A 14283-nucleotide genomic window follows, 5' to 3' on the forward strand; every position below is an offset into this window, starting at 1 on the left:
TACATCCGCGGCCGCGGCCGCCCGACAAGGAAACGCACATGTCCCGCAATCTGGAACTGTTTGAACGTGGCAAGAAATCCATCCCCGGCGGCGTCAACTCGCCGGTGCGCGCCTTCGGCCAGGTAGGCGGCACGCCGCGCTTCGTCAAGCGCGCCGAAGGCGCCTATTTCTGGGACGCCGACGACAAACAGTATCTGGACTACGTCGGCTCCTGGGGTCCGGCCATCGTCGGTCACGCCCACCCGGAGGTGGTGAGCGCGGTGCAGCAAGCGGCCGTCGGCGGCCTGTCCTTCGGCGCGCCCACCGAGGGCGAAGTGCTGATCGCCGAGGAAATCCGCAAGCTGCTGCCCTCGATCGAGCAAGTGCGGCTGGTCTCCTCCGGCACCGAAGCCACCATGTCGGCGATCCGCCTGGCGCGCGGCTTCACCGGCCGCGATCTGATCGTCAAGTTCGAAGGCTGCTACCACGGCCACTCCGACAGCCTGCTGGTCAAGGCCGGCTCCGGCCTGCTCACCTTCGGCAACCCGTCCTCCGGCGGCGTGCCGGCCGACTGCACCAAACACACCCTGGTGCTGCAGTACAACGACGTCGAACAACTGGACAAGACTTTCCGCGAAATCGGCGGCCAGATCGCCTGCGTGATCCTGGAGCCCATCGCCGGCAATATGAATTTGATCCAGCCCTCGGCCGAGTTCGTCCAGGCGCTGCGCAGCCTGACCGAACAGCACGGCGCGGTGCTGATCTACGACGAGGTGATGACCGGCTTCCGCGTGGCGCTGAACTGCGCCCAGGGCCTGCACGGCGTCAAGCCGGACCTGACCACGCTGGGCAAGGTGGTGGGCGGCGGCATGCCGCTGGCGGCCTTTGGCGGCCGCGCCGACATCATGGCCTGCATCGCGCCGCTGGGCAACGTCTACCAGGCCGGCACCCTGTCCGGCAATCCGCTGTCGGTGGCCGCCGGCCTGGCCACCCTCAAGCTGATCCAGCAGCCGGGCTTCCATGAAACGCTGGGCCGCCGCACTGCGCGCCTGGCCCAGGGCCTGGCCGACGCCGCGCGCGCGGCCGGCGTGACCCTGAGCAGCGACAGCGTGGGCGGCATGTTCGGCTTCTACTTCAGCGAACACGCGCCCAAGTCCTACGCCGAAGCCACCCGCTGCGACATCGAACGCTTCAAGCGCTTCTTCCACGCGATGCTGGACGAAGGCGTCTACCTGGCTCCGTCCGCCTACGAAGCCGGCTTCGTCTCCAGCGCCCACAGCGACGAGATCATTGAGCAGACCATCGCCGCCGCCGGCCGCGCGCTGAGCCGCGTCTAAGCCTGAACGCCGCCGCCTCCGCGCGGCGGCGCCTTCCCGCATGCACACTCCTCCCTCCCGCCTGGCCTGGCGGCTGCGCGTCGAAGCCTCCGGCGTCGAACTGCAGCCCTGCGAGCAAACGCCGGGCCCCGACGGCTACGGCCGCGGCCGGCGCTTGCCGCTGGCCAGGCTGCTGGCCGAACAGGACGGCCTGGACTGGCTCAGCGGCCAGGACCGGCTGATCCTGCGCGCGCTGGCCGCCTTGCAGGCCGACATCGCCGCCGACAACCACGCGGCGCTGGACGCGCTCGCCGCGCTGCCGCTGCTGGTCGGCCACCCGGCGCTGTACTGGGCCGACGCGCCGGAACAGCCGCTGCGGGTAGAAGCCGGCCAGGTGGCGCTGGAACTGGAGCGCCAGGGCGAGCAGATCGCGCTGCGGCTGAGCCCGCCCGGCATCGCCGCCTGCGCCGGCGTGTTGTGGCGCAAGCTGGCGCCGGACCGGCTCGCGGTTTACCGGCTGGACGAGGAAGTGCGCCAGATCGCCGCCCTGCTCGGCCATAGCCTGAGCCTGCCCTGGCATGCCCGCAAGAAAGTGCTGGACGCCATCCGCGACATCGCGCCGGAGTTGCCCCTGCACGATGTCAGCGCCAGCTTCGACGACAGCCTGCCCAGCCAGCCGGCCGACGCCGTTCTGCGCGCGTTGCTGCGGCTGGACGACTCTGGCCTGCGGCTGCAGCTGAAAGTGCGCCCGCATCCGGCCAGCGCGCTGTACGCGCCCGGCCGCGGCGCGCCCGGCCTGGTGGTGAGCGTGGACGGCGCCGCCCTGCAACTCAAACGCGACCTTCCCGCCGAACGCGCCCGCCTGCGCCGGGTCCACGCCGCCTGCCCGACGCTCGCCGCCGCGCGCCGCGACGGCGACGAATGGGTGGTGGACGGCCAACAGGCGGCCTTAGACCTGCTGGCCGCGCTGCAAGCGCTGGACGCGGACACCCTGCAGTGCGAATGGCCGGCCGGCCAGCGGCAGCGCATCCGCGCCGGCGTCGGCCTGCCGCAGCTGAAACTGAGCGCCAAACGCAAGGGCGGCTGGCTGGAAGTGGACGGCGAACTGGGGCTGGACGACGGCAATATCCTGGCGCTGCGCCACCTGCTGGAAGCGCTGGCCGGCCAGCCCGGCCGTTACCTGCGCCTGTCCGACGGCGACTGGCTGGCGCTGTCCGACTCGCTGGCCGCGCGCCTGCGCCAGCTGACGCTGCTGGCCGACCACGCCGCGCCCGGCGGCCTGCGGCTGAGCCCGCTGGCCGCGCCGCGGCTGGGCGAACTGGCGGCCGAGGCCGGCGCCTTCGACGGCGACGCGGGCTGGCAGGAGCAATGGCGACGGCTGCAGTCGCTGCAAGACTTCGAGCCCGAAGTGCCGGCCGCCTTGCGCGCCACGCTGCGGCCTTACCAACAACAAGGCTACAACTGGCTGGCGCGGCTGGCCCACTGGGGCGCCGGCGCCTGCCTGGCCGATGACATGGGCCTGGGCAAGACGGTGCAGACGCTGGCTCTCTTGCTCAGCCGCGCCGCGCTCGGCCCGCAGTTGGTGGTGGCGCCCACCTCGGTGGCGCTGAACTGGCTGGCCGAAGCCGCCCGCTTCGCGCCCGGCCTGCGGCTGCTTCCCTACCAACAGCACCGGCGGCTGGACACCGCCGGCCCCGGCGATCTAGTGGTGGCCAGCTACGGCCTGCTGCAACGCGACGCCGACGCCTTCGCCGACGTGCGCTGGGCCAGCGTGGTGCTGGACGAGGCGCAGGCGATCAAAAACGCCGCCAGCCAGCGCGCCCAGGCCGCCCACGCGCTCTACGCCGATTTCCGCCTGGCCGCCAGCGGCACCCCGGTGGAAAACCACCTGGGCGAGTTGTGGAGCCTGTTCCGCTTCGTCGCGCCCGGCCTGCTGGGCAACGAAGACAAATTCCAGCAGCGCTTCGCCCAGCCCATCGCCGACGGCGACGAGGACGCCCGCGAAGCGCTGAAAGCGCTGATCCGCCCCTATTTGCTGCGCCGCACCAAGCAACAGGTGCTGACCGAACTGCCGCCGCGCACCGACATCACCCGCGCCATTCCGCTGAGCGAGGCGGAGATGGAGGTCTACGAGGCGATGCGCCAGCAGGCGCTGGACAAGTTGGCCCAGCCGGGCGAGGCCGAGGGCGGCGCGATGCAGGTGCTGGCCGAACTGACCCGGCTGCGCCGCTTCTGCTGCCACCCGACGCTGACCCAACCGGACAGCGCGCTGCCCGCCGCCAAGCAGACGCTGTTCCGCGAACTGATGCTGGAGCTGCTGGACAACGGCCACAAAGCGCTGGTGTTCAGCCAGTTCGTCGATCACCTCGCCATCGTTCGCCGCTGGCTGGACCAGCAAGGCATCCGCTACCAATACCTGGACGGCGCGGTGCCCGGCGCGCAGCGCAAGGCGCGCATGGACGCCTTCCAGGCCGGCGACGGCGAGGTGTTCCTGATCAGCCTGAAAGCCGGCGGCACCGGCCTCAACCTGACCGCCGCCGACTACGTGATCCACCTCGACCCGTGGTGGAACCCGGCGGTGGAGGACCAGGCCAGCGACCGCGCCTACCGCATGGGCCAGCAGCGGCCGGTGACGGTGTACCGGCTGGTGGCCCAGCACACCATAGAAGAAAAGATCGTGGCGCTGCACGCCAGCAAGCGCGAGCTGGCTGACAGCCTGCTGGACGGCGGCGACCTCAGCGCGCGGCTGGACGGCGCGGCGCTGTTGGCACTATTGCGCCAAGACTGATCATTGCCCTTTTGTCATAAAAAGGGCAAGCTGGCGTCATTTCACTGATTCAGGATTATCCATGCGCAAAGCCATCCTGCTGTCCAGCCTGCTGCTGTCCGCGCTGCCCGCCTGGGCCGGCCTGTCCCAGACCGACACTGCCTCCGAGAAAATCTCCGTCGGCACCCTGTCCATCGTCGCCGCGCCGGCGATCAGCGTGGCCGGCAGCGCCCAGGGCAAGGGCGAGTCGCTGATGGCCCCGGTGCTGGCGGTGACCGGCAGCGCCTATGTGATCACCGGCCTGGCCCAGGGCGCCGGCGACACCGTCAAGATGTCGCTGGACGCGGTGCAGGGCGGCGCCAAGCTGGTGGTGGAGTTGTCCGGCAAGGCGCTGAAAGCCACCGGCGCGGCGGTCGGCGCCTCGGTGCAAGTGAGCGCGGTGGCCAGCGGCACCATGCTGGTGACCTCCGGCAAAGTGCTGGCCTTCATCCCCAACAAACTGGGCGAAGCCCTGCTGGAGCACAATCGTGTCCCGTCCTGACGCTCTGCCCGTCCGCCTCGCCGGCCTGGGCCTGGCGCTCTGCCTGCTGCTGCCTCAAGCCGCCCAGGCCGGCCGCAGTTGCGAGCAGCAGACCATCACCCCGGCCACCTTCGGCAAGGCGATGGCCGCCGCCGAACAGCTGCGACAGAAACTGGACGCCAGCGGCGGCGGCGTCGCGGTGATCGGCCGCATCGGCCAGGATTTGTCGCGCTTCAAGCTGCGCTACACCCATGTCGGCATCGCCTACCGGCAGCCGGAAGGCCGCTGGCGCGTCGCCCATCTGCTCAACGACTGCGGCAGCGCCAGTTCCGACCTGTGGTACGAGGGCCTGGGCAATTTCTTCCTCGACGATATGCACTCCTTCGAATCGGTGGCGCTGCTGCCGCCGCCGGCGCTGGCCGCGCGGCTGCGCGAACGGCTGCAAGCGCCGCCGCGGCTGCGCGAGCTGCACACCCCGCAATACAGCCTGCTGGCCTACCCCTTCGCCACCCGCTACGAAAACTCCAACACCTGGGTGCTGGAGACGCTGGCGGCCTCGGCCAGCCGGGAGGCCCGCATCGCCAACCGCGAACAGGCGCAGATGTGGCTCAAGCTCAACGGCTACGCGCCCACCGAGCTCAAGCTGGGGCCGTTGACGCGGCTGGGCGGCCGCATGTTCAAGGCCAATGTCGCCTTCGACGACCACCCCAGCGAGATGCGCTACGCCGACCGCATCCAGACCGTGACCGTGGATTCGGTGATGAACTTCCTGCAGGCCCGCAAGGAGGGCTGGCAAGTGCTGGAAATCCCCGCGCCCTGACTTGATCTCAGCGGGCGCCGCACGCCGCCGGCACAGCCGGTGCAAGCGCTGCCGGCTCCCGCGCCGCCAACCAGGCGCCCAGGCTGACGCAGACCAGGCCGGCGGCCAGGTAACCGGTCAGCGGCTCGTCCAGCAAGGGCACCGCCAGCAAGCCGGCCAGGACCGGAATCAGCGCGAACAACATCCCCACCCGCACCGCGCCCAGCGCCGCGATGGCGCGCAGATACAGCAACATCGCCACGATGGCCGCCGCGCCGCCCTGATACGCCGCCTGGAACAACAGCGCCGGCCAGGGCGCCGCCGCCAGATGCTTGGGCAGCCACAGCAGATAGATCGGCAGATAGAGCATCGCCGCCATGATGGTGATCGCCCGCGTCAGCGGCCAGGCCGGGTAGGCCCAGCGCCGCGCCAGCACGCCGAAAGCCGCCCAGCTCAAAGAGGCCAGCAACAACAGCAGATCGCCGATCCAGGCGTTGCCGCCGGCGCCGGCGAACAGCGGCACCGCGCTCAGGGCCAGGCCGGCGCCGATCAGCGCGTAGCCGGGCAGCTTGTGACGCCGCAGGCGCTCCCCGGTCAGCCACCAGGCGAACAAGGCCACCAGAAAGGGCTGCATGCCCGGCAGCAGCAGGCCGCCGTGCGCCGCCGGCGCGTATTTGAAGCCGCTGTAGGCGAACAGGCTGACGCCCAGGCCGCCCAACAGGGTCAGCAGCCATAGCCGCGCGTCGCGCAAGGCGCCGCTCGGCAAGCCGCCGCACAGCAGCAGGATCAGCGTGGCGACGCCGACGCGCAGCGCCAGCATGTCGGTGCCGGTCAGCGCGCTCTTGCCGGCGATGCGCGACACGATGTTGAAGCCGGTCCAGATGGCGACGGCGCCGAAAGCGGCCAGATAGCCTTGGCGCGAGGAAACGGTGGACATATGCACTCTCCGGGAATGGGAATGCTTGCATGCTAGCTCGCGCGCGTCATTCTAAAAAATGAATTATTATGATTCAGATAATCTCGTGGAGAGAACGATGGAACTGGACGAACTGCGCATCTTCCAGGCCGTGCTGCAGGAAGACGGCGTGACCCGCGCCGCCGCCCGGCTGAACCGGGTGCAATCCAATGTCACCACCCGGCTGCGCCAGCTGGAAGACAAGCTGGGCGTGCAACTCTTCCTGCGTGAAGGCAAGAAGCTGATCCCCACCGAGGCCGGACGCCGGCTGGGCGACTACGCCGAGCGGCTGCTGGCGCTGGCCGAGGAAGCGCGCCAGGCGGTGACCAGCGCGGAACCGGCCGGCCACTTGCGGCTGGGCGCGATGGAAAGCACCGCCGCCTCGCGGCTGGCCCCGGTGCTGGCCGACTACCACCGCCGTTATCCGGCGGTGCAGCTGGAGTTGCAGGCCGGCGTGTCCAACGATTTGCGGCGCGCGGTGCTGGAAGGCCGGCTGGACGCGGCGCTGGTCAGCGGCCCGGCCGGCGACGAGCGCTTGGACCAGGCCGTGGTGTTCGAGGAGAGCATCGTGCTGGTGGCCGCCGCCGGGCAGCGCGAGCTGTCGCTGCGCACGCTGAGCGAAGCCACGCTGCTGACGTTTGGCCACGGCTGCGCCTACCGCCAGCGGCTGGAAGCGTGGATGCAGCGCCAGGGCGTACAGCCGCGCCGACTGGTGGAGCTGGGCTCCTACCACGCGATGCTCAGCTGCGTCGCCAGCGGCATGGGGCTGGCCTTGCTGCCGCAAAGCCTGCTGGACAGCATGCCGCTAATGGCGGCCCAGGTGTCCACCCATCCGCTACCGGCAGACCTGGGCCAGGCCCAGACTACGCTGATCCGCCGCCGCGGGCTGCGTCAGCCGGCATTGGACGCCTTGCAGCGGCTGCTGTTAGGCGCAGAAAACTAGAGCGGCGCGCTGCGCGGCGGCGAGCTTATGCCGCCGCGCCTGGCCTCAACCGCTGTTGCGCAGGCCGGCCGAAGTGCCGTTGATGGTCAGGTGGATCGCGTACAAGGCCTCGGCGTCGTCCGGCTGGCGACGCAGCCGGCTCAGCAGCTCGGCCTGCAACAGGCCCAGCGCGTCCAGGTACGGCAAGCGCGTTTCCAGGCTGCGGTGCAGCGTCGGGTTCTTCTCCAACAAGACGCTCTGGCCGGTGATGGCGTAGAAGGCGTCCAGCGTCGCCTGCCACTCGGCCTGGATGCGGCCGAACAGCGCCTCGGCCAGCGCGCGGTCTTCCACCAGACCGGCGAAGCGGCGGGCGATGCCCAGATCCGCCTTGGCCAGCACCTGCTCCATATTGGACAACACCACCTGGAAGAACGGCGAGCTGCGGTACAGGCTTTGCAGCCGCGCGCGGCCGGCTTCGCCGTGCTGCTCGATGAAGGCGCGCACCGCCGAGCCGACGCCGAACCAGCCGGGCAGCATCACCCGCGATTGCGACCAGGAGAACACCCAGGGAATGGCGCGCAGGTCCTTGATCGAGGCCAAGCTCTTGCGCGAGGCCGGCCGGCTGCCGATGTTCAGCTTGGCGATGGCGTTGATCGGCGTCGCCTCCAGGAAGTACTGCATGAAGCCCGGCGCTTCTACCAATTCACGGTAGGCGCGGTAGGCGGCGTCAGACAGCTCGTCGAACACCGTCTCGTCGGTCTCGCAGCTGGCGCAGCCGCTGAGGCTGGCTTCCAGCGTCGCCGCCACCAGGGCCTCCAGGTTGCGGCCGCCGATGGCCGGGTCCGAATACTTGGACGCGATCACCTCGCCCTGCTCGGTGATGCGGATGCGGCCGGCCACGCTGCCGGCCGGCTGCGCCATGATGGCTTCGAACGAGGGGCCGCCGCCGCGGCCCACCGAGCCGCCGCGGCCGTGGAACAGCCGTAGCTTGACCCGGCCGTCGGCGAAACAGCGCACCAGCCGCTTCTCCGCCTGGTAGAGCTGCCATTGGCTGGTCAGATAGCCGCCGTCCTTATTGCTGTCGGAATAGCCCAGCATCACCTCCTGCATGCGGCCGCGGCTGTCCAGCAGCTGCTGATACCACGGCAGCGCGAACAGCGCCGTCATCACCTGGGCGCTGCGGTCCAGGTCGGCGATGGTTTCGAACAACGGCACCAGGTTGACGCTGGCGCGCGGCTGCCCGTCCACCAGCCGGATCATGCCGGCTTCCTTCAGCAACAGCGCCAGCGCCAGGATGTCGCTGACCTGGGCGCAGTTGGAGATGATGCTCTGGCCGATGGCGTCGGCGCCGAACTGGCGCTGGATCAGCGCCGCCTCGCGGAAGATGGCCAGCTCTTTCTCCGCCTCGGCGCTGTAGTCCAGATAGGGCGAATACAACAGCCGCGGCGTGGCCAGCTCGCGCAACAGCACCCGGCTCCGCGCCGCCTCGTCCAGCGCCGCGAACTCCTCCAGCCCGGCGCGGGCGAACAGCTCGCCCACCACCGCCTCGTGGCTGCCGGCGAACTGGCGCAGGTCCAGCGGCATCAGAAAGAAGCCGAACACGTCCACCGCGCGGATCAGCTCCGCCAGCCGGCCGTCGGCCAGCGTTGCGCTGCCGTGCTCGCGCAGCGAGGCGTCCAGCACGGCGAGATCGGCCTGGAATTCGGCCTGGTCGGCATAAGGCCGGCCCGCCGGCCAGCGGCCGCTCAGACGCACGCCCAGTTGCAGGCCGGTGGCCAGCACCCGCGCCTCCATCGCCGCCAGCGCGCGCCGGTACGGCTCCTCGCGGCGGCTCTCCTCCTGGTCCGGCGTCAACGCCGCCAAGCCGACCAAGGCCGGGCTGACGCCCACCAGGCGCTGCGACAGCGACAGCTCGCGGTACAGCGCCGCCAGCTCGTACAGATAATGCTCGAACGCCACCTGCGCCTGACGCGTCACCGCGTGGCGCAGCACTGCGGCGTCGACATTGGGATTGCCGTCGCGGTCGCCGCCTATCCAGCTGCCGACGCGGACGAAAGACGGCAGCGGCGTCCGCTGCCCCCAGGTGGCCTCGATCTGCCGGTCCAGGCGCTGGTACAACGCCGGCAAGGCCTGGAAGAAGGTCAGCGGGTGGTAGGCGACGCCGTTTTCGATCTCGTCCTTGACCGCCAGCTTGAAGTGGCGGATTTCCGAGGTCTGCCACAGCGCCACGATCACGCGCTTGAGCTTGGCCTCCAACTCCAGTTCCTCTTCCGGCGTCAGATCCGCCGCCGCCAGCTTGCCCAGGAAGCGGCGCACCGCGCGGTGGCCGTCCAGCACGCTCTGGCGCTGCACCTCGGTGGGATGGGCGGTGAGGATGGCGCCGACATAGGCGTCGCGCAGGGTGTCGGCTAGCATGGCGATGCTGACGCCGTCCGCCTTCAGCTTGCCCAGCGCGCGCGACAGGCTGCCCTGCTGCGGCGCGGAACCGGCCTGGCGGTGGGCGCGGCGGCGGCGCACGTGGTGCAGGTCCTCGGCGATGTTGAACAGCTGGGCGTACAGGCCGCAAGCGCGCACCAGCGCCATCGCCGCCGCCGGGCTCAGCTCCGCCGCCAGCGGCTGGCTGCGCTCCTCGGCGCTGCGGCCGGCGATGGCGCGCACCTCGGCGTAGACCTCGGGGCCGGCCTGCTCGCTCAATACATCGGCCAGCGCGCGGTCCAGGCGGGCCAGATCGGCGCGCAGCGGCAGGTCCTTGTCTAAATCGCTCATTCGGTATTCCTTGATGGTGACGGGCGGTCGTAACCACTCCCAGTTTTTGAATCGGCTCAAGTCAGCGCGGCCGCTGACTTCAGACGATTCGTTTCGCATGCAAAACATCATAGGCAGGCTTGCCGCTGTAGTGGCAACACTACTGTCATTTAAGCGCTTAGATATTGACCTGAGTGCGCATTGCGCAACATCAAGCTTTGCGCCGCCGTCCAAGCGAAGCCGCGGCGCTGCGCGCCGGGCGGGCATGCTAGAATGCCCGCCATCCAAGCACATAGCCCGATCGGGAACCGGTTTCATGGACAAAATCGTCATCGCCAGCCGCGAGAGCCGGCTGGCCATGTGGCAGGCCGAGCACATCCAGGCCCGGCTGCAAGCGCTCTACCCCCACCTCAGCGTGGACATCCTGGGCATGACCACCCAGGGCGACCAGATTCTGGACAAGACCCTGTCCAAGATCGGCGGCAAAGGCCTGTTCGTCAAAGAATTGGAAGTGGCGCTGGCGGAAGGCCGCGCCGACCTGGCGGTGCATTCGATCAAGGATGTGCCCATGGTGCTGCCGGAAGGCTTCGCGCTGGCGGCGATCTGCGAACGGGAAGACCCGCGCGACGCGCTGGTGTCCGCCCGCTACGCCGACCTGTCGGAACTGCCGGACGGCGCGGTGGTGGGCACCTCCAGCCTGCGCCGCGAATCGCAGATCCGCGCCCGCTATCCGCGGCTGGTGGTCAAACCGCTGCGCGGCAATGTGCAGACCCGGCTGCGCAAGCTGGACGACGGCGAGTTCGACGCCATCATCCTGGCCGCCGCCGGCCTCAAGCGCCTGGGCCTGTCCGAGCGCATCCGCAAGGAGCTGCCGCCGTCGGAAAGCCTGCCGGCCGCCGGCCAGGGCGCGCTGGGCATCGAGATCCGCGCCGACCGCGCCGACCTGATGCAATTGCTCGCGCCGCTGAACCACGCCGCCACCCACGCCTGTGTCAGCGCCGAGCGCGCGCTGGCGCGCGAGCTGGGCGGCAGCTGCCAGGTGCCACTGGGCGCCTTCGCCACCCTCAGCGAGGGCACGCTGGCGCTGGGCGGCTTCGTCGCCAGCCCGGACGGCTCGGTGATGCTGACCGCCAGCGCCAGCGCCCCGGCCGAATACGCCGACGCGCTGGGCCGCGTCGTGGCCAAGAAGCTGCTGGACGACGGCGCCGGTCCGCTGATCGAGGCGGTGCTGGCCGACCCGCGCTGAGACGGCGATGCCGCGCGTCCTGGTCGCCCGTCCGCTGGCGCAAAGCGCCGAGTTGCTGCGTCTGCTCGCCGCCGCCGGCTTCGACGCCGGCCATCTGCCGCTGATGGAAATCGCGCCGCAGCCGGACGCGCTGGCGGCGCTGCCGCAACAAGCGGCGGCGGCGGACTGTCTGGTTTTCGTCAGCCCCAGCGCCATAGACCAGGCCTGGCCGGCGCTGCAAGCGCTGGACCTCGCCGCCAAGCGGCTGCTCTGCGTCGGCCGCGCCAGCGCCGCCAAACTGGCCGCGCTCAGCAGCCGTCCGGTGCTGCACCCGGCCGAGGGCAGCGACAGCGAGGCGCTGCTGGCCCTGCCGGAGCTGGCCGATATGCGCGGACAACGCGTGTTGATCGTGCGCGGCGTCGGCGGCCGGCCGCTGCTGGCGCAAAGCCTGGCCGCCCGCGGCGCGGCGGTGGAGTTCGCCGAAATCTACCGCCGGCTGGACGGCGCGCCGGACTGGGCGGCCTTCGACCGCGCGCCGCCGGACGCCGTGATCGTCACTTCCGGCGAAATCGTAGAGCAATTGTTCCGTCTCGCTGGCCCCAGTCGAATCAGGACGTTACAATGCCTGCTATATTGCGTGCCGCATCCGCGCGTTGCCGACCGGCTCGCCGCGCAAGGCGCGACGCGCATCATGACAACCCGGGCCGAAGACAGCGCGCTGGTCGCCGGCCTTAAAAAATGGTTCTGTCGTCACCCATGAGCGAATCCCAGATCACCGAAACCGCCAAACCCGAGTCCAAGAAATCGCTGAGTCCGGCCTTGCTGATCGCCATCGCCGCGCTGGGCGTGTCCGGCTGGCAGTACTTCAGCACCCAGCAGGAATTGACCGCCGCCCGCCAGGAACTGGCGCGCCGGCTGGCCGAAGGCAGCGGATCCGCCAAGGAACTGCGCGCGATGACCGAGCAGGCGATCAGCGCCAACCGCGCCACCGAAGGCCGGCTGGCGCTGATGGAAGCCCGCGTCAACGAATCCGCCGGCCAGTACGCGACGCTGAACGGCATGTACCAGGAACTGACCAAGAACCGCACCGACTGGCTGCTGTCCGAAGTCGAGCACACCCTGGCCATCGCCAGTCAGCAGCTGCAGCTGGCCGGCAACGTGCCGGCCGCCGTGTCGGCGCTGGAAATGGTGGACGCGCGCCTTGCCAAATTCGACCGCCCGCAGTTGATCGGCGTGAAGAAGGCGGTGGCCACCGACCTGGAAAAACTCAAGGCCCTGCCCTATCTGGACAGCGTCGGCCTCACCGTCAAACTGGACCGGCTGATGCTGTCCGCCGACAGCCTGCCGCTGGCGGTGGACGCCCACCGCCTGGCCAGCCAGAAGCCGCAGGCCAAGGCCGCGGCGCCGGCCAGCGCGCCGCTGTGGGAACGGCTGGTGGCCGACGTCAGCAAGAGCCTGGGCGAGCTGATCCACATCCGCCGCATGGACAAGCCGGAAGCGCTGCTGCTGTCGCCGGAGCAGGCCTTCTTCCTGCGCGAGAACCTGAAAATGCGCCTGCTGGACGCCCGCCTGGCGCTGATCCAGCGCGACGGCAAGACCTTCGCCGCCGACATCGTCGCCGCGCGCAGCTATGTGCAGCGCTACTTCGACCGCGACGCGCCGGCCGTCACCCAATGGCTGGGCACGCTGGGCGAACTGGAAGGCGCGCCGCTGGACGTGGCGCTGCCGGACATGAACGCCAGCCTCAAATCGGTGCGCGACGCCCAAGGCGCGGCAGGAGAATAAACCGTGAAATTCGCCTTGTGGATTACCGGGCTGTTTGCCCTGGCGGTGCTGGTCGGCCTGGCCGCCACCCTGAACACCGGCTACGCGATCCTGTTCCTGCCGCCGTACCGGATGGAAGTGTCGTTCAATCTGCTGATCGTGTCGGTGGTGGCGCTGATCTTCGTGGTGCACCTGGTGCTGCGCATGGTGGCGGTGGCCGCCAATCTGCCGGCGGAAGTGCGCCGCTTCCAGCGCCAGAAAAAGCTGAAAGCCTCCCGCCACGCGCTGCGCGAAGCCGGCATCTCCTACTTCGAAGGCCGCTTCCAGAAAGCCGAACGCGAGGCCAGCAAGTCGCTGGACGATGAGTACTCGCCGGAAAACAAGGCGCTGGCGCTGCTGATCGCCGCCCGTTCCGCCGGCGCCGCCGGCGACCTGGACAAGCGCGACGGCTACCTGGCGCAGCTGGACGCGATGCCGCCGCGGCTGCAACTGGCGCGTCACATGCTGGACGCCGAACTGAAGCTGGAAGCCAAGGACCCGCTGGGCGCCTTGGCCGCCATCGAACGCGCGCGCGCGCTGTCGCCCAATCTGACCAACGCCTTGCGGCTGGAACTGAAAGTGCGTCTGTTGCAGAAGCAGCCGGAAGCGGTGCTGGCGCTGACCGAGAAACTGCTCAAGGCCGACGCGCTGGAGCCGGAACAGGCGCGCCGCTACCGCTTGGCCGCCTATCAGCAGCAACTGGTGACCCTGCTGGGCGGCCAGGAAATCCGCGACTGGCTGCGCCGCATCCCGGAAGCCGAGCGCAGCAATCCTCAGCTGATGGACCAGGTGGTGGCGCGGCTGATCGTGCTGCAGGACTACGATTACGCCGCCACCCTGCTGGCCGGCGCGCTGGCCAACGACGATCACGACACCCCGGAGCTGTCGCGCGAGCTGGGCAAGCTGGCCGAGCACCTGAGCGAGGACAAGCGGCTGGAGCTGCTGAAAACCGCGGAAAACTGGCTGAAGAAACGGCCGCGCGACCACTGGCTGCTGATGGCCTTGGGCCGTCTGGCCCTGTGCCAGCAGCTGTGGGGCAAGGCGCAGAGCTATCTGGAAGCCAGCGCCTCGATCTCGCCGACGCTGTGCGCCCACGCCGAACTGGCGCGGCTGTTCGAAGCCACCGGCAAGGAAGAGTTGGCGGCTCAGCATTACAACAAGAGCCTGGAGCTGGCGCTGAAGCAAGGCTGCTGATTCCGCGCGCTCGGTACGAAAAAGGACATGCTCGCGCATGTCCTTTTTTTTATCGCCG

General features: G+C 69.6%; 11 protein-coding genes. 9 read left to right on the forward strand and 2 right to left on the reverse strand.

The features are described 5' to 3' along the window. Positions 1-38: 38 nt before the first annotated feature. The 4 genes from hemL to VK98_RS03655 all read left to right on the forward strand — a co-directional run bounded on the left by hemL (position 39) and on the right by VK98_RS03655 (position 5402). A complete protein-coding gene (gene hemL / locus VK98_RS03640) occupies positions 39-1316 on the forward strand; it encodes a glutamate-1-semialdehyde 2,1-aminomutase (protein ID WP_048412731.1) in 1278 nt (425 codons plus the stop codon). Positions 1317-1356: 40 nt separating this feature from the next. Further along, entirely contained in the window at positions 1357-4083 is a 2727-nt protein-coding gene (locus VK98_RS24330) for a DEAD/DEAH box helicase (protein WP_053077199.1), read from the forward strand. Positions 4084-4144: 61 nt separating this feature from the next. Beyond that, on the forward strand, positions 4145-4603 hold the full coding sequence (locus tag VK98_RS23595) for a hypothetical protein (RefSeq protein WP_048412732.1): 459 nt from the start codon (positions 4145-4147) through the stop codon (positions 4601-4603). Next, positions 4590-5402 (forward strand): DUF2145 domain-containing protein, encoded by an 813-nt coding sequence (locus VK98_RS03655; RefSeq protein WP_231589198.1) that lies wholly within the window; start codon positions 4590-4592, stop codon positions 5400-5402. The genes VK98_RS23595 and VK98_RS03655 overlap by 14 nt, the downstream gene beginning before the upstream one ends. Positions 5403-5409: 7 nt before the next feature. On the opposite strand, the gene VK98_RS03660 is transcribed toward VK98_RS03655, so the two are convergent. Then, entirely contained in the window at positions 5410-6318 is a 909-nt protein-coding gene (locus tag VK98_RS03660; RefSeq protein ID WP_048412733.1) for a DMT family transporter, read from the reverse strand. 97 nt (positions 6319-6415) lie between these two features. Here VK98_RS03660 and VK98_RS03665 point away from each other — a divergent pair, with 97 nt between their 5' ends. Next, on the forward strand, positions 6416-7279 hold the full coding sequence (locus tag VK98_RS03665; RefSeq protein WP_048412734.1) for a LysR family transcriptional regulator: 864 nt from the start codon (positions 6416-6418) through the stop codon (positions 7277-7279). A 45-nt stretch (positions 7280-7324) separates the two neighbouring features. On the opposite strand, the gene ppc is transcribed toward VK98_RS03665, so the two are convergent. Further along, positions 7325-10024: a phosphoenolpyruvate carboxylase gene (gene ppc, locus VK98_RS03670; RefSeq protein ID WP_048412735.1), complete on the reverse strand. Its 2700-nt coding sequence runs from the start codon at positions 10022-10024 to the stop codon at positions 7325-7327. 295 nt (positions 10025-10319) lie between these two features. On the opposite strand from ppc, the gene hemC reads away from it, so the two are divergent. The 4 genes from hemC to VK98_RS03690 are packed head-to-tail and all read left to right on the forward strand — an operon-like array spanning position 10320 to position 14225. After that, a complete protein-coding gene (hemC, locus tag VK98_RS03675) occupies positions 10320-11249 on the forward strand; it encodes a hydroxymethylbilane synthase (protein WP_048412736.1) in 930 nt (309 codons plus the stop codon). 7 nt (positions 11250-11256) lie between these two features. Further along, a complete protein-coding gene (locus tag VK98_RS03680; protein WP_048412737.1) occupies positions 11257-11988 on the forward strand; it encodes a uroporphyrinogen-III synthase in 732 nt (243 codons plus the stop codon). Next, positions 11985-13013 carry a uroporphyrinogen-III C-methyltransferase gene (locus tag VK98_RS03685; RefSeq protein WP_048412738.1) on the forward strand — a complete coding sequence of 343 codons (1029 nt, stop codon included), beginning with the start codon at positions 11985-11987 and terminating at the stop codon, positions 13011-13013. Before VK98_RS03680 ends, VK98_RS03685 begins: the two co-directional genes overlap by 4 nt. A 3-nt stretch (positions 13014-13016) precedes the next feature. Further along, positions 13017-14225 carry a heme biosynthesis protein HemY gene (locus VK98_RS03690; protein WP_048412739.1) on the forward strand — a complete coding sequence of 403 codons (1209 nt, stop codon included), beginning with the start codon at positions 13017-13019 and terminating at the stop codon, positions 14223-14225. The last annotated feature ends 58 nt before the right edge of the window (positions 14226-14283 follow it).

The sequence above is a fragment of the Chromobacterium sp. LK11 genome, from assembly GCF_001043705.1.
In the GTDB taxonomy this organism is placed as follows: Bacteria; Pseudomonadota; Gammaproteobacteria; order Burkholderiales; family Chromobacteriaceae; genus Chromobacterium; species Chromobacterium alkanivorans.